This window comes from Actinoplanes auranticolor, assembly GCF_018332655.1.
Lineage (GTDB): Bacteria > Actinomycetota > Actinomycetes > Mycobacteriales > Micromonosporaceae > Actinoplanes > Actinoplanes auranticolor.
Genome location: NZ_BOQL01000038.1, coordinates 128,515 through 151,920 on the forward strand (window position 1 = coordinate 128,515; position 23,406 = coordinate 151,920).

Here is a 23,406-nt window from a genome sequence, read left to right on the forward strand (position 1 = left end):
GTACCGATGGCCGGCCGGTGCAAGGGCCCTACCATCCGGTGGTCGTGGCCAACCATCCCCCGCTGTCGGATCAGGTCGTCGCGGCCGGTTCATCGGGGGCGGTGGCGACGCTGCCGTGCAGAATGCGGACAGCACGGTCGGCGAACGCCGCGCCGACCCGGACTTCGTAGTACCGGGCCGCTCCCCCGATGCGCATCGGCGCACGGGGCGGAGCCGCCACAGCACAGCAAAGTACAGCCACCAGCGGGGCGGCGACAGCGCCGAAGACAGCGCCGACAGCGACCGGAAGCGGTAACACCAGTGGAGCGTCCAGCTCCCATACCTGCACCAGTACACCCGATACCGCGCCTATGACCGCTCCGGCCACGGTAGCGCCCAGTACGACGAGCCGGCGCACCGGCAGGATCGGTCCAGATGCCGCTGGCCGCTCCGGGCGGCAGACGATCGCCATGCCGCTCGTCGGAATCTTCTGCGCGAGTCGGTCAGCCGCTGCGGAAGCCTCGTCAGACCGCAGATAGATCGCGACGACCTGCTGTGCCCCACCGGCCGGTGGGTCGTTACCGATCATGCTCTCATCTCCTCGCCGGTTGGTCGCGGACCGGCTGTGGCTGCGTGCCGCGACGGCGAAGGACTGCGGGACGCGTGGCGGCAGTCGGACGTACCTGGGTTATTCCCCCGGCGAGGTCGGGATAACGTGACAGCCGGATGACGCAGTGTCGTGGTGGAACGTGTAGGCGACCCAAGCGCCACGGGAAGTCACCGTATGGGTCCGCGCTCGACGGGTAGGACCTGTGTGAGCAGTGAAACGCGATCGCCGGGTGCGGCGAGCCGATCGATGCAGCGCGGGTGACCTTCGTTGACGACCGATAAGGATGGCCTGCTTCATGGTCCCTCAAGATAGGCGGACCCCCTACCAGCGCCTCGTCCGGGCGGCAGCTGTCACGGGGTCTCTGTTGGTTCTGGCACTGGCTGTCTACGTGGTCGCGCAGGTGCTGTACCGGGTCGCGATGATGACCATGGCCATCATCGTGGCTCTGCTGGTGACGGCCCTGATCGCCCCGCTAACGAGCTGGTTGAAGCGGATCCGGGTTCCGGCCTCACTTGCCGCGTTCAGCGGGGTGGCGGGGCTGCTGGCCGTGCTCGCTACGGCGTCGTACCTGATCGGCCGCCGGGCCGCCGGCCAACTGGATGATCTACAGGCGCAGGTCATCCAGGGGGCGGACCGGCTACGCCAGACCTTGGTGGACACGGTACCGGGCCTCGACCGGGCCCAGGTCGATGACATCGCCGCCCGCATGGTGCAGGGGCTGCGCCACGCGCTGCCCAGCCCTTACTCGGGCGTCACCACTGCGACCGAAACCCTGGCGGCGGTGCTCCTGGCGATTGTTCTGCTGTTTTTCTTCCTGCGCGACGGTGACCGGATGTGGAGGTGGCTGACCGGCCTGCTCCCCGCATCGCGAAGGTCCGACATCGACCGGGCGGGACACAGCGCATGGCAGGCGCTCACCTCCTACACCCACGGCATCGTGGCGGTCGCCGCCGTCGACGCCGTCGGGATCGGTGCGGCGTTGTTCCTGCTCGACGTCCCACTCGCGATGTCCCTCGCCGTCCTGACCTTCCTGGCCGCCTTCGTCCCGGTCATCGGAGCGACGGTCGCCGGGGCTGCCGCGACCCTGGTCACGCTGGTCACCAACGGCACCAGCGACGCGGTGATCGTGCTGGTCGTCGTCATCATCGTGCAGCAGGCGGAGGGCAACCTGCTGCATCCGGTGATCATGCGTAGAGCAGTGCGTCTACACCCTGTGGTGACCCTGCTCGCGGTCACCGCCGGCACCCTCCTGGCCGGCATCGCCGGGGCCTTGATCGCGGTCCCGGCCTGCGCCGTCGTCTACCACGCCATCCTCGGTTACCGCACAGCCGACCTCGACGCCAGCAGACAGCCCGCCGCGGCCGTGTCCGGCGACCACGCTCACCCTGAGGCGGAGCCGGGCGTCGGGCCCGCCCGGTGAGCGGTCAATCGCACTTCCCGATCAACCTCCGATCGCGTTGCCTCGCGCCGGTTGGGGGCGCGGTCGGCGTGGTAGAGGAGCTCTGGTGCATCCGTGACAGCGGACCGGGCTACGACCCCGATCTGATCGATGAAGCCGACCGGTACGACCGCTGTACGACTACTACGGGGTACCCGCCGTTCTGGACATCCGCCCGGCTGGTACGCGGCGGCCGGTTGCGGGTAGGCGGCGCTCGACAGCATCGATATTCGGGAGAAGGAGATGCTCATGCACACGACCGATGATCGCGACCGGCCGATGGCTCAGATCAGGGCGGGCATGCGGGTGGTGGACCAGTCCGGTGACGATGTGGGCACCGTCAAGCTGGTACGGATGGGTGACCCGCAGGCGGTCACCACTGAGGGGCAGGGTGGCGGGGGTGGCCTCGCGGAGACGCTCGCCGGCGTCATCGGCGGGACCGAGCCGGACGTGCCGGCCCAGTTCGCCGCCCAGCTCCTGCGCTCCGGCTATTTGAAGATCGACTGCTCCGGGGTCTTGGCAGGAGACGCCTACGTCCCAGCCGATGAAGTCGCCACGGTGCGCGACGACATCGTGCACCTGAGCAGCGACAGCGACTCGCTGATCCAGGAATCGTGAGCCACGAGGTGGCCGTGGACCCGTCCGCGGCCACCTCGATCAGGGGTACCGACACGCCATCGACGCAAAGCCGGGCGTCTGCACACCAAGGAGCGGCGCGTGCTGCACGACGTACAAGAAGAATCTCCTCGCCGAGCCGGCCGGTCCCCGGTCGGCTCGGCGGGTCTGCTGGCGTTAATAGCAGGCTCCCTTGGTTTCCTGCTGTTGCTGACCGCGGTGCGCGCGGCGTGGACGCCGCTCTTCCGGGCGGACCAGCGGGTCGCGGACACGCTCAACGCCGCGGTCGCCGATAACGACCTGGTCGTGGAGATCCTGCGTGGTCTGACCGACTTCGGCGGTGGCACCATCCTGACGCGGGTGCTGGTGCTGGCGACCGCGTACCTCCTGATCCGCCGCCAGTTCCAGCTCGCCGCCTATGTGGTCGTCACCGCCCTCGGCGCCCTGATTCTTGACCCGTCCCTGAAACTGCTGGTCGGACGATTGCGGCCGGTGGTGGACCTGCCCGTCGCGTTCGCGCCGGGCATGAGTTTCCCCAGCGGGCACGCGCTAGGCTCGTTCGTCTCCTACGGGGTGCTGCTGCTGGTCTTCCTTCCCGCCGCCCGCCGCTGGCGCATCCTCGCCATCGTGGTGACCACGGTGCTGGTGGGGCTGGTCGGGTTCACCCGGGTAGCGCTCGGCGTGCACTACGTCAGCGACGTCCTGGGGGGCTGGCTGCTCGGCGCCGCGTGGCTGGCCGTCACCGCCGCGGCGTTCCGCCGCTGGCACGGCGACCGGCGCACGACGCAGCCGCCGGTACGTGACGGGTTGGCGCCCGAGGCCGCCGATGCCCTGCGCCCGGCTCCAGACGAGGGACAGGTCCTGGCGCATCCATGGCGCACCGCAGCCGAGCTCATGGTCGCCTGGGTGCTGATCCTCGGAGCGCTGTTCGGCGCCGGCTGGCGCATCACCGGCCCACTGGACGACTCATCTCTCGTGGCCATGGACAAGGCAATCGTGCGGTGGATCGCCGAGCACCGCGACCCCGTACTCGATCCCGTCGCGGCTGTCGGCAGCAAGCTCGGCAACGCCCACTGGATCCTGGCCGTTCTGCTCGCAGCGATGGTGATCGTCGTCGCGCTGCGCCGACGGTGGCGGCCCGTGGTGTTCCTCGCCGTCGTCATGCTCGGCGAGGTCACCCTGTTCCTCGCTTCGTCGACCATCGTGTCCCGCGACCGCCCCGACGTGCCGCAGCTGGGCCCGGAGATCCCACCCACTGCCAGCTTCCCGTCCGGGCACGTGGCCGCCCCGTTGTGCCTCTACGGAGCCCTGGCCCTGCTGGCCTGGCAGTACTCCCGCGGGTGGCCACGCTGGACGTTCCTGGCGCTTGCCGTCCTCGCGCCGGGCTACGTCGCCGCCGCCCGGCTCTACTGGGGCGTGCACCACCCCCTTGATCTGGCGGGGAGCTTTCTGCTCGCCGCCTGTTGGGTCACCGCCTGCTGGTGGGCGATCAAACCGGCGGCAGTACCGGCATCTGATCACGCTGAACTCACCCCCAATCGCGACTCGATAGGCAGTCACGGTTGCCAGTCGACCGCGGTGCGACGGTGATTGAGGCCAACACGGCGAGCCTGGCGGCCGACGGCGGCATTCGGAAAGGGTCCCTGGATGGATGCGTTCTTCGATCTGCTGCGTGACAACTCCACGGTGACCGGCCGTCTGGTGACCACGGTCGTGCTGGTGATCGTCGCCGTGGCCGTGGGAACGGCAGCGGGACGCCTCGCCGGCTGGCGCCTCGGTGAGCCCTACACCCGTTACTACGCACGCAAGGCAGTGCACTACGTGACATTTGCGGTGCTGCTGGTGACGCTTGCCGTGGTATGGCGCCCGTTCGCCGGACGCGTCGGCGTGGTGCTCGGGCTGGCCGCGGCGGGGATCGCCTTCGCGATGCAGGAGGTCATCGGCGCCCTCGCGGGCTGGGCGAGCATCCTGACGGGGCGGCAGTTCCGCGTGGGTGACCGCATCCAGATGGGCGGAGTCCGCGGTGACGTCCTGGATATCACGCCGCTTCGCACCACAGTGCTGGAAATCGGCTCCAGCAGTGACACCGCGTCCTGGGTCCGGGGACGGCAGTACACCGGCCGCACCGTTTCCATCTCCAACAAGGCCGTATTCAACGAGCCGGTCTACAACAGCACCGCCGCCCTGGACCACCTCTGGGAAGAGCTCACCATCACCATCTCCTACCGCGACGACTGGCGGCTCGCCGAGACGATCCTGCGCGAGGAAGCCCAGCGCACTTCGGCCTCGCAAGGGGCACAGCAGGCGATCACGCAGATGCGCCGTCGCTACCCGGTCGGGCGCACTGAGGTGGAACCACGGGTGTTCGTGCGAGCCACCGACAACTGGATCGAGTTGTCCGCGCGGTTCGTCGTACCGGTGCGCGAGGCCCGAGCGGTGAAAGACATCGTGACCCGCACAGTCCTGGATCGTCTCACGGAGGCGTCGATACCCATCGCCTCAGCGACCCAGGACGTGACAGTACGTGCCCCGGACACCGCTGCGGACGCCTGACAGTCGTACGGTCCGGACCCACCCCTCAGCCGGCTCGCCGCCGGAAACCCGTCGGACCGATTTCTTCACCGAAGCGTCATGAATTCGCAGCCGTCTTGAACTCCGCACAGTGACGAATCGGGCTGCGCCACCGCTCTGCCGACATGGCCGGGCACATCTCCCGGTTACGAGCGCGCGCCGAGGCCTGTCTCGAAGCGCCGGCTTCGGGCGTGTGTCCAGTCCTGCGCCGCGGAGGCAAGGGGACCCCGGGAGCGGGTGCAACGGCCGGTGGAGGGGTAGCGCAGCATGCATGATCCCTCGACACCGCACCGCCGAAAGCCCGCTCACTCGTCCGGACGAACAGGTCCACGTGTCGTCGGTCGACGGCACGACGCTGTTCGCCAGCACATACGGTCCGCCGGATGGACCGACGGTGGTGCTGGTGCACGGCCTGGGCCTCTCACTGGACTCGTGGCGGCAGGTGATCGACGAGCTGGCCGACCGGCACCGCGTCGTCGCCTACGACCTGCGCGGGCACGGTCGCAGCGGCCACTCCCCGGCCGGCGACTACAGCCTGGAGGCACATGCGGCGGACCTCGCGGCAGTGCTGGCGACAACGACCGGGGACCGACCCGTGGTACCGGTCGGTCACAGCTTGGGCGGCGCCGTCGTGCTCGCCCACGCTCAGCAGTCACTGGACGCGATCGCCGGCGTTGTGTTCGCCGGGTCGACCGCCGCGGTGGTCACCGCGCCCGGCCTGCCCGCCCGCGGACTGCCTGGTATCGCACGCCGGGGCCTGCTCCGGCTGTGGCTGACCGCCCTGCGCACTGGAGCACGAGTGGCCCGCCTCCTGCGCGACGCTCGCCGCGTCACCGACGCCTTCGCCCGGAAGCTGGTCTTCGCTCCCGGCGACCCGCAAACGGCAGTCGACCAGGCCCGGCGGACCTTCCTCGCCACTGATCCGGACGTCCTGGCCCGGACAGGCCTGGCCAGTGTCCGCGCGGACCACTCACGGCCGGCCCGGACCCTGACTGTGCCCGCCCTTGTACTCCGCGGTGACCACGACAAGGAGGCAGACACCGCCGGCGTGCGGACGCTGATGGACCGGTTGCCTGAGGCGGACCTGGTCACCCTGCCGGGCAAGGGCCACATGGTGCCCCTGACGGACGGTCCTCTGGTCGCCGCGCACATCGCCCGGTTCGTCGCACACCTCGGCCCCTCCCGAACGGACGTGGGTCAGCTGAACCCGGACCGCTGCTGGAGCCCGCGTTCGTAGCCAGCGCCGGCAGGTGTCGCACCCACGAACGCGACGCTCAACCCCGGTCCATGAATGAGGGCCGGCAAACGACCGGACGTCGAGGATCGGAGGCCGGTCCGCTCGGCGAAGCCGCCCGGCATGGACACCACCGACACCGTCGCCGACCCCGCCATGGACGGCCTCGGGTCGATCATCGCCGGCGTGGCCGTGACCGCCTGGGCTGCCCGCGGATTCAGCCGCCGCCGGGTGCGGCTCGACCGCTGACTGCGGCGCTGCCTACGGCATCGGAAACAACCGGCGTACCGATTGTCCTCGCTGATCAGCTCCACGTCGGCAGGGTCAAGAACCTGACGCCATCTCTTCCTGGCGGCGCGGTTCCTCGCGCAGGATCGCCGACGCCAGCCACTCGTCGGGTATCCCGAACGCGTCGACCAAGGTCGTCATTTGCGGCCGGAGTTCCTTGAGCAGGCCGTTGACGATGCCGGTCAGGGCCTTCGCGCGGGCCGGGGTGAGTCGCTCGTGCTCCAGGAACCAGCCCTTGTCGGCTTCGATCCTGCTCAGCGCGTAGAGGTCACAGACGCGCGACAGCAGCGCGTGTGCCGCGGGGTCGGCCGAGCGCTCGATCCCGGCGACGAACCCTTCGAGGACTACCCGGTCGGTGTGCGCGGTGGCAGCCTTGAGGGCGTGGTCCTGAACGTCGTTGAAGACGTCGAACGGCCGTTCCCGGGTCGCCGAGTTCTTGCGCAGCCGCCGGATCACGCCGTCGAGGACGTGCCGCTCACGGTCCTCCAGCATCGCGAGCTGCCAGCCTCGGTCGGTGAACGCTCGCTCGTCACCGCCTCCGGGCGCGGCGTCGATCAGCCGGTGGATCAGCGACCGGGCTGCCGTACGCTCCAGCACCATCTCGCGCACCTGCTCGGCGACGAACGCGGTACGGCCCCAGCCGTCGAGCGAACCGAAGCTGTCCCGGTATCCGGTGAGCAGACCCTTGGCAACGAGTTGGAGCAGGACCGTGTTGTCGCCCTCGAAGGTGGTGAAGACGTCGGTGTCCGCCTTGAGGCCGGGCAGCCGGTTCGCCGCCAGATACCCCGCGCCGCCGCAGGCCTCCCGGCACGTCTGGATGGTCCGGGTGGCGTGCCAGGTCTGGGCCGCCTTGAGCGCAGCCGCCCGGGACTCCAACTCGCGCTGCCGGTGCTCGTCGACCGGCTCCGCCGCGGACTGCACCTCATGCAGCGTGGCGACCAATTCGTCCTGGGCGAACGTGAACGCGTACGTAGTGGCGAGCGCGATCGTCAGTTTGCGCTGATGCGCCAGATAGTCGTTCAGTACCACCTCCCGGTCCCGGCCCGGGGCGGTGAACTGACGGCGTGTCTCGCCGTAACGGACCGCGATGGTCAGCGCCTCCTTGGTCGCCGAGGACGCGGCACCACCGACGGCCACCCGGCCTCGCACCAGCGTGCCCAGCATCGTGAAGAAGCGGCGCGCGTCGTCGTCGATCGGGCTGCTGTACGTACCGTCCAGGGCGACGCCGCCGTACCGGTCGAGCAACATGTCCCGGTGCACCCGCACGTGGTCGAACGACAGCCGCCCATTGTCGACGCCGAGCAGACCAGCCTTGTGACCGTCGTCGCCGATGGTCACACCCGGCAGCGGCTCGCCGTCCGCCCCACGGATCGGCACCAGGAACGCGTGGACACCGTGCCCCCTCCCTCCGGTGACCAGCTGGGCGAAGACCACCGCGAGCCGGCCGTCCTGGGCGGCGTTGCCGATGTAGTCCTTGCGGGCGGCCTCGTACGGCGTGTGCAGGTCGAACGACTCGGTGTCCGGATCGTACTCGCAGACGGTCTGCAGCCGGTGCACGTCCGAGCCGTGCCCGGTCTCGGTCATCGCGAAGCAGCCGAGCAGATCCCCCGAGACGATGTCCTTGAGGAAGCTGTCGTGATGACGTCGTGTGCCCAGGGCAGCCACCGCACCACCGAACAGCCCCCACTGCACGCCGGCCTTGATCATCAGCGAGAGGTCGAGAAATCCGAGCATCTCGACGGCAACCACCGCGGCACCCGCGTCGCCGGCTCCTCCGTACTCAGCCGGGAAACCAGCAGCGCAGAGGTCGGCAGGCAGCTCGCGGAGCAGTCGCGTGACCCGCGCGCGGGCCTGCCCGATCGTCTCGCCGGGCACCGCGACGAAGCGGCCGCCGGCGAGACGGTCCCGCGCCGCCTGACGCACATGGGCCCACCGCCCGTCGAGCGCTTCCTGAAGTCTCATTACTCAACAGTAACAACGGCAGCGGCCGACTCACACACATGGACCGAACAATGCTGCCGGCTGTCCTGCGCGCATCCGTCCGTCACGCCCGCGGCGTAGTGGCGAGACATGCCGTCGCCACTCCAGCCGGGCAGCACCCTCAGGTCGCAGGTGCCGAGTTGCGGGCCGCACACCGCCCCGGGTAGGACGCCGGAGCCGGGGGCGAGGAGCGGAACCGAGACCGAACGTCAACGGTCGTCTGGTCGGCTGGCGCGTCGGCGACCCTACACGCCCGACAAAGGCCGTCTGATGCGCCGGCGCTACCCGGTCGGCCGCACGGTCAGCGCCCCGGCACTCACCAGAAACCGGTCCCCGTCGAAGCGCTGATAGTGTCCCCTGTCCGGCGCCAGGGCATAGTCGTCCGCGTAACGCCGATAGGCGAACTTCTGGACCTCACCCGTGACGGTTACCCGGTAGTTGACGGCCACGTCGAGAGCCGACGCGGACAGCACCAGCACGGCCTGGTCGCCCACCTCGGTGAGGTCGAGGACAAACGATGTCTCAGTGATCACGCGGACGACGATCCCTGTGACCGTGACGGTCGTACCGATGAAGGAGCCGTCCTGGAAGTAGTCGCCGTGCGACGGGGCCGGCCGCACGGCCGGCGCGGAATCGTTCCGGGCGGCGTCGCACGCGTTGGTGCCCAGAGCACAGACGACGGTCGCCACCAGCACCATCAAGGGATGCGAGCGGTGGTACGCCATGGCACCTCCTTACTGTCGCAGACCTCACCCAGCGGTCGGCACGGTCCGCGTTCCAAGCGAAGCTCGGCACGGGGCCTTCTTCGCAGAGCAGAGCGGAACCGGCACTGCACGGGTGGCCACGGATCCTTCCCCGGCCGCCCGGCGGGATCAGGACCGGGCATAGAACGTCCCTTCTCGAACGACATCCACGGGTCGACCACTTACCCGCGACCAGTGACGGGAACGTCTTCCGAGCGCACGTACCGGTGCAGAGCCAGTCACAGAAGGGCACCGATGGGCCGGGAAGGAGCGGGCGTCGTGGCGATTCGGCGCCTCGTCGTTGCCGACCACGGCAGCCGGCAACGACGAGGCGCCTCGATCTGGTCCGAGCCTTCGCACGGTGGCGTCAGGTCCTCAGGGGCCGCTCGCGCTCTCGATGCTCGATCCTTCCCGCGCCGTCGATGCCGGAACCGAACTCGACATCACGGCGATGCGTGCCCGCCGGCTCGTCGGAGTGGCCGGCCGTCGGCGCGTACAACCACGCGGGCCGTGAGAGCCCACCACCGAGCATTCCCCCCGCAGCCGCGGCGACCAGACCGATCAGCAGAGACAGAAACGTTGCCCACAACGGCCCCGCTCCGAGCTCCGGCAACGGCGAGGTGAACGCCGCGAAGGGCTGGAAAGCCTGCGGAATGGCGATCACGATGGTCCCCAGCAGGATCAGACCCCACACGGTAAGACCATGGAAGAGGCCCGCACCGGCGCCCCGGACACCGGACAACCAGCCGGCCAGCAGTCCGGCGAGCAGGAGGGCGACCACCGCCGTCCCGAAACCGTACCAGTGAAGATTACGGTCGATAGCGTCAATGCCGCTACCTTCGGCGAGGGCCACCCACAGGGTGGACGTGAGCACCAGCAAGGCAAGCCCGATGACCGCGCCAGCCAACACCGATCCCCATCGGATCAATGTGGGACGCGCATACTGATCTCTGTTGACCATGATCCTTCCTCCTTGTCGGATCGTGTCCAGAGCATCCGCCCGGACGACCATGTATGCCCTGGCTCTTGTCTGGTGGAGTTCCCACGGCATGTGACAGCCCGCCTGCGGGTTCATGACAATCCAAGGGCGCCCGTTCGCCTGCCCGCGTACTTCGGCTTGCGCAAGGCGGTGCGGGCAGAAGGAGCCGCAGGGCGACAGCGCGAACCTCTGCTCACGACCCAGCACACCCAGCCGGGATCTGGTCCGCACTGGACACGGCCGGGCGATGGCGGGCGTGCCGGACCGGCGTCTGAGTCGCCAGGCCGCGTGCCCGGCAGCTGGTTGCCGCAACGCACCGGTTCGGGTTGCTCGGCGATTCCCAGCACGCCGGCGGCGATCTCGCCATGGCACAGCACGTGGCCTTGCTGGAAAGTCCCCGTACGGGCCCGCAAGATGCGGTGGGCGGCGGCGCGTCGCGGCGGTTGCCCGAGCTGCGCGAAGCCCAGCAACCGGTTGCCCGGTGCTTGGTGCAGTCCGTCCGTCGAACTACGGGCGACCGCCGCCCGGAACCGTCCAGAAGATCCTCGAGGCCGCAACGCCTCAGCTGCTCCCGGACCCGCGGTTCCGGGTCGACCACCACGAGGTTCGTCTCTTGAGCGGCGGCCTCATCGTGGCCGGACCGCAGGGCGGCGATCCCCGCATCCGAAATCGACGGCACGGCACTGAGATCCACGACGATACGATGAGGGCGGGTGGCAGCCAGAACCGCAATAACTCGATCACTGAGCTTGTAGGCGTCTTCGGGCCTTATCTCACCTTGTGGCTCGATCGCGATCGCCATCATCGGTTCGGGCAGTCGGTGGGTGCTGATCATGAGCGTCATCGGATCTCCATCCGGGCTGGCGGTGCACCGCGGTGCGGCCTTGACCCGATCGACTGTTCACCTTCTCTATGACGAGAGTCGATCAAAAACTGCCCACTCCGATGACAGTTACGCGACGCTGTCCCGGGCTGTCCACGCCGAGCCGCCGTATGCGGGGCAGGCACGGCGGCAGCGCCAGTGTGTGATGAGCACCGGCGATCCCGTCGCTGGTACCAGGTGCGTGCAGGAACGGCGTGTTGACCGGCTCCATACCTCGCCCGCCGCGAGGACCGCACGGCATCCGCCCTCGGCCATCGATGACAGCAAGAGCGGGCTGCCAAGAAGGATGATGCAGCCTGACGGCACGTCACCTGGTCGATCCAACGAGCGGCATTCGCCGGTATGCGGAATCGTCAACCGCAGAGACGACCACGGTATCGAGCGCTGTCGAGACGACGGCGTCAATTTCACGAAATCGTCATGACATCGCCAGGTCGGTGAGATCTCGCTGCGCAACGCTTCGAACCAGATGGTGTCTGTTGCCTGCTGACCGGCCCGTCCGTCCCCGGGGTAGCGGGCCAGGTGCGGCCACCGAGCCGCATCGCCACAGCTCGGTGGCGCGACACCAGTCGATCCGCGGTTCATGGACCACTGGTCACCTCATCAAGGGTGTGGCCGGGTAGACGTGGCCCCGGTCCGGAACGGCGGACAGCCGCGGTGGCGTCTGCCCGCGCGAGCTCGGCTCTGCGCAGCTCGCGCGGGCATCCGTCCCGACAGACTTTCAGCGCCCGGAAGGTGGCGCCGCCCGGCCCACCGGTGAACGACGAAAGGAACTTGTCATGCCGAACGTGCAGCAACCTGAGATGCGACGCAGTGGCGAGACCCGTCTCGTGCAGGACAGCGACGGCCCGCAGCCGGGCGGCACCGGAGGCGCCCGGCAGGAACACCGCAACGTACCACCCGACCAACAGTCGCCGTACGGCCCGGACCAGGGCCGCACGGGTGAGTCCGGCGAGCCGGAGGGACGCGCCGCAGAAGGCGACTGAAGCTGAGCCGGCCCGACGTGGACTGGACCGCTCCTGGTCCACCGGGCTGCGATCCTGCCGCCGCCGTCCACGTTCTCGTCGCGGCCCCTTCAGCGCCAGACGTGGTACGGCGCCGGCTGATTCACGGCGGCAATGTCATCGGCCGCAACGTGTGCGCCGGGCTGCGTCTGCTCGCCTCCCAGCCACCGGTCGTCGGGAACCGGGAGCAGGACGGCCGTGGCAGCCCGCAGGACGTCACCGCACCGGTCCTCGTCGTCCAACCACACGAAGAGCCTCCGCTCACTCACGACACCACCACGACGCCTGACTGTTGCGCGCCACATTCCGTGAACCAAAGGGGAGACGACCATGGGAAACTACGAGATCGTGGTAGGCGTAGACGGATCACCCGACGCAGACCTGGCCGTACGGTGGGCAGCCAGCCGCGCCGAGCGCACCGGCGCTCACCTGCGGCTGCTGCACGCGTACATCAGGCCGGTACCCGCCCCGTCGATGCCCCTGACAGCCGCGACCGCCGCGCCGGACGACTACTTCGCCACGGCCGGCGAAGCCGTCCTCACCAAGGCGGCCGACGTAGCGCACGCCCGGGCCCCCGGCATCGACGTGATCACCGACCTGCGCGTCGAGGGCGCCGCACCGGCACTCATTGACGTCTCCGACGATGCCGATGTCATCGTCGTCGGCTCCCGCGGGCTCGGCGGGTTCAAAGGCATGCTCCTCGGCTCGGTCAGCTCGCAGGTCTCCGGACGCGCGCGCTGCCCGACCGTCGTCGTGCGAGGCCAGGCACCCGCCACCGGCCCTGTCGTGGTCGGCGTCGACGGCTCCGAACCCGCAGCCGCCGCACTGACCTTCGCGTTCGCCGAGGCTCACCGCCTCGGCACAACCGTCGTCGCCGTCCACGCGTGGAGCACGCCCCTGCCGACCGGACCGGCAGAAGCCGCCGCCCTCGCCATGGCCGCCGGCGACGATCGAGCCCGTTACCAACGCACGGCACAGCAGGTCCTCACCGACTCGGTGGACGGCCACCGGCAGAGGTACCCCGACGTACCCGTCACCGAGCGACTCACCGAGGCCGGCCCCGCCGGCGCCCTGCTCGAAGCCGCCACCGAACCGGCGATGATCGTCGTCGGCTCCCGCGGACACGGCGGCTTCACCGGACTACTGCTCGGCTCGACCAGCCAATCCGTGCTGCGCCACGCCACCTGCCCCGTCGCCGTCATACGCAACGTACAAGCCTGACCGCAGACAGCGTGACACCCCGTACGGTGCCAATGTGCGTTCCACCGTGCAGGCATGGCTGTGGCGTGTCCGCGACGGCGGTGGGACTCGTGGCCGACAGACCACCCACCTCGATCAGCCCGAGGACCAAGCGATACGGGACGGCGTTGGTAGTCGTTATCACCCGCAGCCCATGGCTACGCTTCCGACCAGATCAGTCGACTGCAGTAAGTGTTGACGGTCGCATGACAATCTTCGCGGCTTCGTGAAAGTCTCGTGACTTATCAGTCGGACTGGGTTGTCCGCGGGGCACGATGGGCAAGCGGAAAGAGAACCACTGGCCCGCAAAGGAGGATCCACAATGATAGCCGTTACCGGGAATGCCGCTCGAGCCGTACGACGAATGACCAATACCGAAACCTATCCGCACGCCGGATTGAGCATCAGAAAGATCGACGACGAGAAATTCGGCTTCTCGGTCGTGCCGGACAACGCAGGTGGCGAGGTCGCCGTACCCGGAACAAACGTCTACCTGGACCGGCCAGCTGCCGCTGCGCTCGAACACGCCACACTCGACGCCGCCGCGAACGCTACCCGCGCCGCGCAGCTCGTCCTGGATAAGACCCCTTCCAGAAAGCCGTCTCCGGCGGGATTATCCGACTCCAGTCACGAATAAATCCTGCCCCAGTGAAGCTGGTTGGGCCAGCGCATTCGGAAGCCGTTCGGTAGTCCCTTTCGGATCTGCTACGACGATTCTGCCTCGATTCGTCAGAGTGCTTGATCGTGGTCATCCGTTTCGGCATGGCCTTTTTTGCTGGTGTGTGCGGTGTGGTGTGGTGCGTCAGACCGCGGTGCCGTCGTGGCCGGCCGGCTTGTGGCCGTACCGGGCAGAATCGGATTGGCGACGGTGCTGCTGGCCATGGTGGCCGGCCGCTGCAGGTGGACGCCGTGGCGGTGCTGGGAACGGCGGTGGTCCTGTTGGTCACCGCGCTGAGCCTGCCGGCGCTTGCGGCGGGTGATGAAAGCCGAGGGCCTGCGGACCGAATACGCGATTCCCCCGACCGCCCGGTCACCGATGGGCGTGCAGCGTATTCGTCACGAAACGATGATGCCCCCGCAGGCCTTCCGCCATGCGCAGGAGGACTACTTGAACGAGATCGGTCCGCGGGCGTGAGCGCTCGTGTGCGATCCCTCACTGAGCGATGGGAGGCTCCATGTCTGACATCCGGCTTCGTACCAGCCATACCGGCACTGATCGCCGACTCGCCACGATCGTCGTCGGCGTCGACGGATCCGACGGCGCGATCGCTGCCGTACGGTGGGCTGCCAGGCACGCTCGGGCGACCGGCGCCCGGCTGCGCCTGGTCCACGCCTTCAAGGAGTCGGTCAGCGCGACGGTCGTGCTTCCGGTGCCGGTGAGCGTCGTCGGTGCCACCCCGCGCCGCCGCCGGGCCCGCCCCGGCAAGCGCATAGTGGCCGTGGGCGCGGCGGAAGCTCGCATGTTCGCTCCGAGCGTCGAGGTGTCCGGCTGCGTCGAGCCGGGCGGTGTCGTCGACGTGCTGGTCGGCGCGTCGGCGGAAGCCAGCCTGCTCGTCGTCGGTTCCCGGGGACTGAGCCGGCTACGCGGATCGCTGACGGACTCGGTCGGCATGCAGGTCTCGGCGCACGCGCGCTGTCCCACCGTGGTGGTGCGCGGTGAGGGCGAGCCCAACGGTCCGGTGGTGGTCGCGGTCGACGGGTCGGAGACCTCGGAGCCGGCGCTGCGATTCGCCTTCGTCGAGGCCGCCCGCCGGCATGCCGGCCTCGTCGCCGTACACGCGTGGACTCCACCGGTCGTACCGGTCGGGGCCGGGCAGGCAGTCGTCCACACGATGGCCACCGGGCCGGACCTCACCGAGCTGCGCCGGGCTGCCGGCCGCCTGGTGACCGGCGTGACCGCACCGTGGCGCTCCGCCTTCCCCCACGTCGGCGCGGTCGAGCTGGTCCTGGAAGGCAGTGCCGAGGAGGCGTTGCCGCAAAGCACTGCGGGCGCCGTACTGGCGGTCGTCGGGTCCCGTGGCCGGGGCCGGCTGTCGGGTCTGCTGCTCGGCTCGACCAGCCAGGCGATGCTGGCCGGGGCCGATTGCCCGGTGGTCGTGGTCCGCGACACGGAGACACCCGGGTGACCCCGGGCCGGACCTGTTGAGGTGGCCCGGTGCCGTCTCCGTGCAGTGCGTTGATCGTCCGGGCTACGTGGGGGCGTCGGTCGAGCGGTCGGCGTACACGAATCGTTCGATCGGCGACACGGCCAGGTCTCGCCCGAGGGGGCGAAGGTAGCGTTCGGCGTATTCGGCAGGGCCGACTTGTTCGTGTTCGGTCCAGCCGTATCCGCCCAGCAGCGCGGCGGTTTCTTCGGGGAGCAGCCCGAAGTGCCAGACCTGGCGTTTGGTGACGAACTCCTGCCGCGCGGGTGCGGCGCCGTAGTCCCGGGTGCCGTCGAGGAAGTCGCGGCGCAGGTAGGTGACGATGAGCCGGCTGCCGGGCGCTGCCCTGGTGATGCCGGCGAGTGTTCTGTGGACTGCGTCCTCGGTGAGGTACTGGGTGACGGCCTCCCAGACGACCATGGCTGGTTCGTTCCAGTCGAAGCCGGCCGCGGTGAGCGCGTCGGTGAGGTCGTCGGTCTCGAGGTCGACTGCGGTGAGCGTGGTGCCGGCCGGTAGCCGGCCGTAGGCCTCGGTGAGGCGGCGGCGCTTGTAGGCGATGTTGGCCGGCAGATCAGTTTCGATCGAACGGGCGCCGGTCGGCGCCACGAGCCGGTAGGGGCGGGTGTCCAGCCCGGCACCGAGGAAGACGAACTGCTTGATGCCGTCGTGCAGGGCGTCCCGGACTTTGTCGTCCGCGTACCGTTTGCGGCACAGCATGCCGGCCCAGAGGCCCTGTGCCTTGCTGTCGGTGGCCCGCACGAGCAGCCGGTGGACCGGCTTCCAGCGGCAGGCGCCCACGATCAGGCGCTGGCCGGGTGGAAGCATGCGGACGGCGTCCGGGTCGTCGAACAGCCGTTGGTGCGCCGGGAGGAGCTGCTCGCACGCGGCGATCACCATCGGGCCGAAGGCGGTCTGCGCCGCGGGCGGTCGTGCTGTCATCGTCGTGACTCCTCGGCTGCGCGGGTGGTCGAGGGCAGCGGCGGCGCGTTGTCGAAGATCTGTTGCATCCATCGGAAGACGTCGTTGGCCACGGCTATGCGCCCACCGCGATCAGGCGACGACCCGGCCAGCGGCGTGCCGTCCTGCAGAATCCTGCCGAGGGAGGCCAGCGAGGCGATCTGCCGCTGGACGACCTTCTCCCAGGCGTCGTCGTCGACGCGGTAGTACACAGTGCGGCTCGCCGGCTTGGTCAGGACACGGACGAAGCCGACGGAACTGAGCAGGCGCAGGTTCGTCGACAGCGACGCCCGGCTGGCACCGATCGCGGTCGCGATCTGCTGCGCGGACTGCTCCGGCGGGTCACAGATCATCAGCCAGCCGAGCACCCGCCCGGCGATCAGCGGCACGCCGTCCTGGTCCGCGCAGTACTTGGCCAGCCGTTCCACCCATTCGAGGGCTTCCGGGGAAGGACGGGCCGAGGCGTCACCGGTCGACGTTTCAGGCGAGGATGACGGTTTCACAAGGTTCAGTCTTCACTGAAACCTGTCCGCTGTCCAGTCCGATCGTCCGGTGCATGTGCCCGACGCGCCGCTCAGTCGGTGCCGCCGGGTCGCGGCGAGGTCTGGTAGATGTCCGGCACGCCGTCGGCGTCGGCGTCGCGGCTGGCGCGTTCGTGCAGGCGGCGGTAGACCTTGTTGCGGCGGCTGAGCACAACCGCGGCCAGGGTGGCGGCAATGATCGAGCCGGCGACCACGGCCACCTTGGCCGCACCGTCGCGTTCGGTACCGGCGCCGTAGGCCAGCTCCCCGATGAGCAGGCTGACGGTGAAACCGATCCCCGCCAGCAGTGACACGCCGAGCAGGTCCGTCCAGGTCAGTTCATCGTCGAGTTCCGCGTGGGTGAAGCGTGCCATGAGATACGACGCGCCGAGGATGCCGATCACCTTGCCCAGGACCAGACCGGCGACGATCCCGAGAACGATCGGGTCGGTGGCGATCGCGCCGAGGTCGGTGCCGCGCAGCGAGACCCCGGCCGCGAAGAACGCGAAGACCGGTACGGCGATACCGGCGGAGACAGGCCGCCACCGATGCTCCAAGTGCTCCGCCATGCCGCGTTCAGCACCGTTGCGGGCCAGCACCGGGACGGTGAAGCCCAGCAGCACCCCGGCGATGGTGGCGTGCACTCCGGAGGCATGCATGAGCGTCCACGCGGTGACGGCCAGCGGGATCAGCGCCCACCACCACGTCTTCCCGCGCTGCACCAGCAAGGCGAACACCACGATGGGCAGCAGCGAGCCGAGCAGGAGCAGCAGGTTGAAGTCGTCGGTGTAGAACACCGCGATGATCGTGATCGCGAACAGGTCGTCGACCACGGCCAAGGTCAGCAGGAACGCACGCAACCCCAACGGCAGATGCGAACCGATCACCGCGAGTACGGCCAGGGCGAAAGCGATGTCGGTGGCAGTGGGGGTTGCCCAGCCCTGCAGCGCGGAGCTGTCGCCCAGGTTGAACAATACGAAGATCAGCGCCGGTACGGCCATCCCGCCGATCGCGGCGACGATGGGCAGGGCTGCCTGGCGGGGGTTGCGGAGACTGCCATCGACGAATTCGCGTTTGAGTTCCAAACCTACGACGAAGAAGAAGATCGCCAGCAGGCCGTCACCGGCCCAGTGCGCCAGGTCGAGATCGAGGTGCAACGGCTCGCCGCCCGGCCAGGGCACGAAACGCCTGAGCTGCTCGTAGGTCTCGGTCCACGGCGTGTTCGCCCAGATCAGCGCCAAAACCGCGCCGAGCAGCAACAGCGCACCGCCGACTGTCTCCATCCGCAACGCCTCGGCGAGGAATTTCGCCTCCCGCCACGACGACAACCGGAACAGGCGCGGCCGTGTCGAGCGCTCCTCGTCAGGGTGGTCCGTCACCAGCATGCCCCTCTGCAACGGGAATGGTTCATGGCGTTTCCGTCCTACCTTCGCTGATTTCCCGTCGTCGCGACATCCGAGAGGACGTCGCCGAGCAGGACGAGCCGATTCTGCACGTCGACGGTGACCCGCTGGCCAGGGCGGGGTCGACACACGCCAGGCGGAATGCTCACCGCTGCCAGCATGCAGCCGGAGCTTGGCGGACGCCGTACGGGCCTGTGACAGTCGGATGACAAAAGCCGCGGCGGTCTCCGTAGCGGGGCGTGCGGTATGCGCGGCGGGGATGATGGAGACATGACAGCCGTACTGGTGATCGAGGACGACGACCGGATCCGCCTGGCCCTGGTGCTCGCGCTGGAGGACGAGGGCTACACCGTCTCCGGGGCCGCCACCGCCGAGGAGGGTCTCGTACGACAGCGCCGCGAGCCGGCCGACACGGTGCTGGTCGACCTGATGCTGCCCGGTATCGACGGGTTCGAGTGCATCCGGCAGTTACGCCGCGACGACGACGTACCCATCGTCGTGGTCAGCGCCCGCGACGACACCCATGACATCGTCGCTGCTCTGGAAGCCGGCGCCGACGACTACGTCGTCAAGCCGGTCGCGGTCAAAGAACTGTCGGCCCGTCTCCGGGCGCTACGCCGCCGCGCTCAGGCCGCCGTCACGACGGAGGTTCCCGGGCTGGTCTTCGGAGACCTCACCGTCCGCCCGGAAGCCGGCGAGGTCTCCGTACGCGGGCAGCAGGTGCCGGTCACCCGCACCGAGTTCCGCCTGCTGTGCGAGCTCGCCGAACATCCCGGCCGGGTGCTGTCCCGCCAGCAACTCCTGCAACGCGTCTGGGAATACGAGACCGGTGACGAACGACTCGTCGACGTTCACGTCGGCCGGCTCCGTAACAAGATCGAGGATGACTCCAGCGATCCCCGCCACCTCGTCACCGTCCGAGGACTCGGCTACAAGCTCCAGCGATGAGGTCGGTCGGGCTCCGGGCGCGGGTCACCACAGGATTCGCCGTCGGTGCGCTGCTGCTGTCGGCCGTCATGGCTTCGGTGTCGTATCAGCTGGTCAGCACGTCGCTGATCGACGAACGCGAGAAGAACGCGATCCGGGCGGCGTACGTCAACGCGGCCGTGGTCAGTGCCGGGCTCGCCGGTGGACAGCGGGCCGGGGTGGAGTCCCTGTGGTCCCTGGACACCGGCAGCGAGCGGGAGGTTCTGCTGCGCAACGACGGGGCCTGGTTCGGGCGCGCCGCTGACGAAGGTCTCACCGCCGCCATCCCGCAGAAGTTGCAGCTCAGAGTGGAGCAGGGCAGACCCGCGGTACAACGGATACGCACCGACGGGGTCCCGGCCGTGGTAGTGGCGGTGCCGCTGTCGACCTCCGCCGCGTTCTACGAGATCGACTCGTTGCGCGAGCTCGACGACAACCTCCGCCTGCTGGCACTCGTGCTGACCGCCGTCGCCATCATGACCGCCGTCGCCGGTGCGGCGCTGGGCTGGTACGCCGGCCGCTACGTGCTGCGCCCGCTGGCCGTCGTCGCCGAAGCCGCTCACGACATCGCCACGGGGAAACTCAACGCCCGCCTCGACCCGGCCGCCGAACCCGACCTCGCCCGGCTCACCACGTCATTCAACCATATGGTGGACCAGCTCTCGGCCCGCATGCAGCGGGATCGCCGGTTCGCTGCCGATGTGAGTCACGAGCTGCGTTCACCGCTGCAGACATTGTCCGCCGCGGTCAGCGTCGTCACCCGTCGCCGGGAGCATCTCGACGAGCGCACCGCCACCGCCCTCGGCCTGATCGCCGACGAGATCACCCGATTCCAGGCCCTCGTCCATGACCTGCTCGAGCTCGCCCGCAGCGACCAGCCGGCGCAGCGCACTCCGGTGGACATCGCCGACCTGGCCCGGCTGACCTGTCGATCCCGCAACGTCGACGACAGCATCGTCCAGATCGAGCAGGGCACACCGGCGATGTGGTTGGTGGACCGCCGTCGCATCGAGCAGCTGCTGGCGAACTTACTGGACAATGCCGAGAAGTACGGGGGTGGTCCGATCGCCCTGCGGATCGGCCATGTGAGCGACGACTCCTGCTTCCTCGAGGTCGACGACGACGGGCCGGGCGTGAGCGCTGAGGACCGTGACAGCATCTTCGACCGCTTCGTCAGGGGACGGACGGCGAACTCTCGGGGCGCCGGTGACGGCACCGGGCTCGGGCTCGCCCTGGTGGCGCAGCACGCTGCCGCGCATGGCGGACACGCTGACATCCTCGACCGTCCCGGTGGCGGAGCACGGTTCCGGGCCGAGTTGAAGGGATGTACGCCGTGAACCGACGCCTGGTCCACCTGCTGGTGATCAGCTTGCTGAGCCTCGCCGGCTGCGGGGTGCGGTCCGAAGCGGAGCCGCGCGACTTCGACCCTCCCCCGGGCCCGCAGCCGATCATCGTCACGTCGACCCCCAGCACCCCGGCGGGAGGAACCGATGCGGAGCCTCTCTACTTCGTCCGAACCGACAGACTCGTCGCGGTGATCCGCCGGATACGCGCCGCACCGACCGTCCAACAACAAATGGAGCACCTGCTGGCCGGGCCCACCGAGGCGGAACGCCTTGCAGGCCTCTCCAGCACTCTCAACGGCAACATCGACGTCGAGGGGGTGAGCCTGACCGCCGGCCGGGCGACCGTCGCGGTCGGCGACGACAGCGACCTGTCCGGGCGCACCGACGATGTACTGGCCTTCGGCCAGATCGTCTGTACCTTGACCGCGCGGCCCGACGTCGCCACGGTCAGCTTCCAGAGCGACGGTGAGACCCTGGGCGTGCCCCGCGCCGACGGCCAGTTGTCGACCAGTGGCCTGACCGCCGCCGACTACACCGCTCTGACCGCCCCCGCATGACCGCCCCGGACCAGGGCCGGCCTCCTGCAGCCGGCGAGCGGAGCGACCGGGAAGGCGACCGGTTCGTACCGGACGGGACTCAACGGCGCCGCGAACGCAACCGGGACCGTCCGGCCAGCCGGCTCTCGAGCAGGGCCGTGACGACCACGATGACCAGTAGCACGGTCACCACCCCGGACGTCGTCACGACGATGACCCCCACCGTCGCACCCGCGAGCAGAATCCAGCGTCGTCGCGGTGCCCCTTCGCGCCTGCCGGGTCCGTTGAGCCGCAGCCGCAGAGCACCCCTACGACGGTCGCTCACGACTGGTGCCCGCCCGGCGTCCCCAGCACCTCCAGGGTGCTCGTCAGCTGCAGCACCCGCCGGACCGACGGTTGAAGGTTGACAACGGCGAAACGGCATCGACTCGCCACAGCCGCACGCCGTGCCGCCAGTAGTGCCGACACGCCGGTGCAGTCAAGGAACGTCACATCGTTCAGGTCAAGAATGACGCCGTGCACCCGATCATCATGGGCGTACCGGGTGATCGTGGCGGACAACCCGTCCCGGGTGGCCATGTCGATCTCTCCGCTCACCCGCACCACTGCGACGCCCCGCCGGACCTGACAGGCGAACTCGATCCCCGTGAGCGCCGGCCCAGCCGTGCGTCCGGCGGCAGACGGCCCCACGCGCCCTCCCCCGAGTCGGAACCCACGACCCGCCACTGTCCGACAGGCGTCCGGGGCACGCCATGTCGTGTCCCTCGCAGCCGTGGCACGCGCATCTGCCTCTGCCATGGTGTTCTCCTCTCGGTGGCTTCGATGCCTTCCTCCAGGGTTCGTGGTGGATCTGGCCGCAGGTCCGCAGATACGTGACGGTTCTATGAAGGAGCGGGCCCCGGCCAGCGAGCTAGCTGCTCGGATCGCCGGCGGCATCCGGGACGCCACTTGCCGGGCGATGCGCTGGCCCGGTTCCCCGGCGGCACTTGCGCAACGGTGTCCGGCTCATCGGATGCCAGGGTCTGCACCGCGGTGGCAGCGCCGGACACCGGATCGGGCGCGGCGCCGCGCAGCGTCTCCACCAGGCCGTCCAGGGCGCTGCTGAGCTGGGTCTGGGTCAGTGGCCCGGCCGGCAGGTACTGGCGGATCCGGTCGAGTCCCTGGACCACCTGGTCCTCGAGGTCGGCGAACTGGGCCACCGCCTGGTTCGTGATCAGCGCCGGCGGACCCACCACGACGATGAGCAGGGCGACGACCGTGGTGAGGGCGGCCAGCCAGCCCGGCAGCTTGAGCCGGCGCGGCGCCGGGGTCGCGCGCCAGCCGCCGCGGGGTCCGTCCACCGCGGGAGCCCGATCGCCGGAAGCCGGGGCTGCGGGTCCCGGCTCACCCGCGGCCGTTGTCCGTACGCGAGTCCTCGCCGTTGTCCATCGTCGTGGCCCGCAGCTGGTGCCGGACGAGGGAGAACAAGAGCAGTGCGCCCACCACCGCCGCCACCAGGGCACCCCAGGCCGGGCCACGGTGGACCGCCATCACGAAGGCGGTGCCCACCAGAACGGCCATCACCGCCAGCGGCAGCCATCGGCGGATGTCCTCGGCTTTCATCCCGATCGGTTCCTTCCTGCCTCGGCACCCAGCCTCGTGGGCGCTCGCTCTCCCCAGGCTGGTCCGGCGACATGGCAACCGGTCCACGGGTTCATGGCGGTTCCGCGACAACGACGGCGGATCCGACCGTGCCCGTACAGACGTCGAGGGCCGCGCCGGTGCACCGGCGCGGCCCTCGACGTCTGTACGGGGTGAAGGTCAGGAGCGAAACGCGTCCCTGCTCTTCTCATCGGCCGGCGGGGAACCGGCCTTGGCTCGACGTTCTCACCCTGCGGTTGTTCCCGGGTGCCGGGCGGACCGGTCCCCGAGCGGTTCCGCTGCACTGTCGGAGCCGGCCCCGCCGAGCACCGCGGACGGTGGCACGGACT

26 protein-coding genes are annotated in these 23,406 nt (G+C 69.3%); 13 read left to right on the plus strand and 13 right to left on the minus strand.

Annotation, left to right across the window (positions count from 1 at the left end; all coding sequences use genetic code 11):
- Positions 1-70: 70 nt before the first annotated feature.
- Entirely contained in the window at positions 71-568 is a 498-nt protein-coding gene (locus tag Aau02nite_RS24220; protein WP_212990842.1) for a hypothetical protein, read from the minus strand.
- A 385-nt stretch (positions 569-953) separates the two neighbouring features.
- On the opposite strand from Aau02nite_RS24220, the gene Aau02nite_RS24225 reads away from it, so the two are divergent.
- From Aau02nite_RS24225 to Aau02nite_RS47455, 6 genes are all read left to right on the plus strand, one after another.
- Positions 954-2,009, plus strand: a complete 1,056-nt coding sequence (locus tag Aau02nite_RS24225; protein ID WP_212990843.1) for an AI-2E family transporter — start codon at positions 954-956, stop codon at positions 2,007-2,009.
- 267 nt (positions 2,010-2,276) lie between these two features.
- On the plus strand, positions 2,277-2,645 hold the full coding sequence (locus tag Aau02nite_RS24230) for a hypothetical protein (protein WP_212990844.1): 369 nt from the start codon (positions 2,277-2,279) through the stop codon (positions 2,643-2,645).
- A 99-nt stretch (positions 2,646-2,744) separates the two neighbouring features.
- Positions 2,745-4,232 (plus strand): phosphatase PAP2 family protein, encoded by a 1,488-nt coding sequence (locus Aau02nite_RS24235; RefSeq protein ID WP_212990845.1) that lies wholly within the window; start codon positions 2,745-2,747, stop codon positions 4,230-4,232.
- 96 nt (positions 4,233-4,328) lie between these two features.
- Positions 4,329-5,195 (plus strand): mechanosensitive ion channel family protein, encoded by an 867-nt coding sequence (locus Aau02nite_RS24240; protein WP_212990846.1) that lies wholly within the window; start codon positions 4,329-4,331, stop codon positions 5,193-5,195.
- Positions 5,196-5,484: 289 nt separating this feature from the next.
- Entirely contained in the window at positions 5,485-6,450 is a 966-nt protein-coding gene (locus Aau02nite_RS24245; protein ID WP_212990847.1) for an alpha/beta fold hydrolase, read from the plus strand.
- 120 nt (positions 6,451-6,570) lie between these two features.
- The gene (locus Aau02nite_RS47455) at positions 6,571-6,696 is read left to right on the plus strand and encodes a hypothetical protein (protein WP_281421020.1); all 126 of its coding nucleotides are present in this window, start codon (positions 6,571-6,573) and stop codon (positions 6,694-6,696) included.
- A 75-nt stretch (positions 6,697-6,771) separates the two neighbouring features.
- Here the strand turns inward: Aau02nite_RS47455 and Aau02nite_RS24250 are convergent, their stop codons facing one another.
- The 4 genes from Aau02nite_RS24250 to Aau02nite_RS47885 form a co-directional block, all read right to left on the minus strand.
- The gene (locus Aau02nite_RS24250; protein WP_212990848.1) at positions 6,772-8,697 is read right to left on the minus strand and encodes an acyl-CoA dehydrogenase family protein; all 1,926 of its coding nucleotides are present in this window, start codon (positions 8,695-8,697) and stop codon (positions 6,772-6,774) included.
- Positions 8,698-8,996: 299 nt separating this feature from the next.
- Positions 8,997-9,413, minus strand: a complete 417-nt coding sequence (locus tag Aau02nite_RS24255) for a hypothetical protein (RefSeq protein WP_212990849.1) — start codon at positions 9,411-9,413, stop codon at positions 8,997-8,999.
- Positions 9,414-9,825: 412 nt separating this feature from the next.
- A complete protein-coding gene (locus Aau02nite_RS24260; protein WP_212990850.1) occupies positions 9,826-10,419 on the minus strand; it encodes a hypothetical protein in 594 nt (197 codons plus the stop codon).
- 211 nt (positions 10,420-10,630) lie between these two features.
- Positions 10,631-11,281, minus strand: a complete 651-nt coding sequence (locus Aau02nite_RS47885) for an STAS domain-containing protein (protein ID WP_212990851.1) — start codon at positions 11,279-11,281, stop codon at positions 10,631-10,633.
- 818 nt (positions 11,282-12,099) lie between these two features.
- On the opposite strand from Aau02nite_RS47885, the gene Aau02nite_RS24270 reads away from it, so the two are divergent.
- Positions 12,100-12,306 (plus strand): hypothetical protein, encoded by a 207-nt coding sequence (locus Aau02nite_RS24270; RefSeq protein ID WP_212990852.1) that lies wholly within the window; start codon positions 12,100-12,102, stop codon positions 12,304-12,306.
- A gap of 89 nt (positions 12,307-12,395) precedes the next feature.
- Here Aau02nite_RS24270 and Aau02nite_RS24275 read toward each other — a convergent pair whose 3' ends face one another.
- On the minus strand, positions 12,396-12,593 hold the full coding sequence (locus Aau02nite_RS24275) for a hypothetical protein (RefSeq protein WP_212990853.1): 198 nt from the start codon (positions 12,591-12,593) through the stop codon (positions 12,396-12,398).
- Positions 12,594-12,654: 61 nt separating this feature from the next.
- Here Aau02nite_RS24275 and Aau02nite_RS24280 point away from each other — a divergent pair, with 61 nt between their 5' ends.
- From Aau02nite_RS24280 to Aau02nite_RS24290, 3 genes are all read left to right on the plus strand, one after another.
- Positions 12,655-13,545, plus strand: coding sequence for a universal stress protein (locus Aau02nite_RS24280; RefSeq protein ID WP_212990854.1), 891 nt, complete (start codon positions 12,655-12,657; stop codon positions 13,543-13,545).
- A 382-nt stretch (positions 13,546-13,927) separates the two neighbouring features.
- Positions 13,928-14,200 (plus strand): hypothetical protein, encoded by a 273-nt coding sequence (locus Aau02nite_RS24285; protein WP_212990855.1) that lies wholly within the window; start codon positions 13,928-13,930, stop codon positions 14,198-14,200.
- A gap of 538 nt (positions 14,201-14,738) precedes the next feature.
- Positions 14,739-15,689 (plus strand): universal stress protein, encoded by a 951-nt coding sequence (locus Aau02nite_RS24290; protein ID WP_212990856.1) that lies wholly within the window; start codon positions 14,739-14,741, stop codon positions 15,687-15,689.
- Positions 15,690-15,752: 63 nt separating this feature from the next.
- Here the strand turns inward: Aau02nite_RS24290 and Aau02nite_RS24295 are convergent, their stop codons facing one another.
- The 3 genes from Aau02nite_RS24295 to nhaA form a co-directional block, all read right to left on the minus strand.
- Entirely contained in the window at positions 15,753-16,646 is an 894-nt protein-coding gene (locus Aau02nite_RS24295) for a class I SAM-dependent methyltransferase (RefSeq protein ID WP_212990857.1), read from the minus strand.
- Positions 16,643-17,167: a GbsR/MarR family transcriptional regulator gene (locus Aau02nite_RS24300; RefSeq protein WP_212990858.1), complete on the minus strand. Its 525-nt coding sequence runs from the start codon at positions 17,165-17,167 to the stop codon at positions 16,643-16,645. Before Aau02nite_RS24300 ends, Aau02nite_RS24295 begins: the two co-directional genes overlap by 4 nt.
- Before the next feature lie 71 nt (positions 17,168-17,238).
- The gene (nhaA, locus tag Aau02nite_RS24305; protein ID WP_246595399.1) at positions 17,239-18,564 is read right to left on the minus strand and encodes a Na+/H+ antiporter NhaA; all 1,326 of its coding nucleotides are present in this window, start codon (positions 18,562-18,564) and stop codon (positions 17,239-17,241) included.
- A 294-nt stretch (positions 18,565-18,858) separates the two neighbouring features.
- On the opposite strand from nhaA, the gene Aau02nite_RS24310 reads away from it, so the two are divergent.
- The 3 genes from Aau02nite_RS24310 to Aau02nite_RS24320 are packed head-to-tail and all read left to right on the plus strand — an operon-like array spanning position 18,859 to position 21,457.
- Entirely contained in the window at positions 18,859-19,536 is a 678-nt protein-coding gene (locus tag Aau02nite_RS24310) for a response regulator transcription factor (protein ID WP_212990860.1), read from the plus strand.
- Entirely contained in the window at positions 19,533-20,891 is a 1,359-nt protein-coding gene (locus tag Aau02nite_RS24315; protein WP_212990861.1) for a sensor histidine kinase, read from the plus strand. The genes Aau02nite_RS24310 and Aau02nite_RS24315 overlap by 4 nt, the downstream gene beginning before the upstream one ends.
- The gene (locus Aau02nite_RS24320) at positions 20,888-21,457 is read left to right on the plus strand and encodes a GerMN domain-containing protein (protein WP_246595400.1); all 570 of its coding nucleotides are present in this window, start codon (positions 20,888-20,890) and stop codon (positions 21,455-21,457) included. The genes Aau02nite_RS24315 and Aau02nite_RS24320 overlap by 4 nt, the downstream gene beginning before the upstream one ends.
- 79 nt (positions 21,458-21,536) lie before the next feature.
- Here Aau02nite_RS24320 and Aau02nite_RS47460 read toward each other — a convergent pair whose 3' ends face one another.
- The 4 genes from Aau02nite_RS47460 to Aau02nite_RS24335 form a co-directional block, all read right to left on the minus strand.
- Positions 21,537-21,659, minus strand: a complete 123-nt coding sequence (locus Aau02nite_RS47460; protein ID WP_281421021.1) for a hypothetical protein — start codon at positions 21,657-21,659, stop codon at positions 21,537-21,539.
- Between the two features lie 98 nt (positions 21,660-21,757).
- A complete protein-coding gene (locus tag Aau02nite_RS46665; protein WP_307857951.1) occupies positions 21,758-22,372 on the minus strand; it encodes an STAS domain-containing protein in 615 nt (204 codons plus the stop codon).
- Positions 22,318-22,776, minus strand: coding sequence for an AI-2E family transporter (locus Aau02nite_RS24330; RefSeq protein ID WP_212990864.1), 459 nt, complete (start codon positions 22,774-22,776; stop codon positions 22,318-22,320). The genes Aau02nite_RS46665 and Aau02nite_RS24330 overlap by 55 nt, the downstream gene beginning before the upstream one ends.
- Before the next feature lie 43 nt (positions 22,777-22,819).
- Positions 22,820-23,038: a hypothetical protein gene (locus Aau02nite_RS24335; protein WP_212990865.1), complete on the minus strand. Its 219-nt coding sequence runs from the start codon at positions 23,036-23,038 to the stop codon at positions 22,820-22,822.
- Positions 23,039-23,406: the final 368 nt, after the last annotated feature.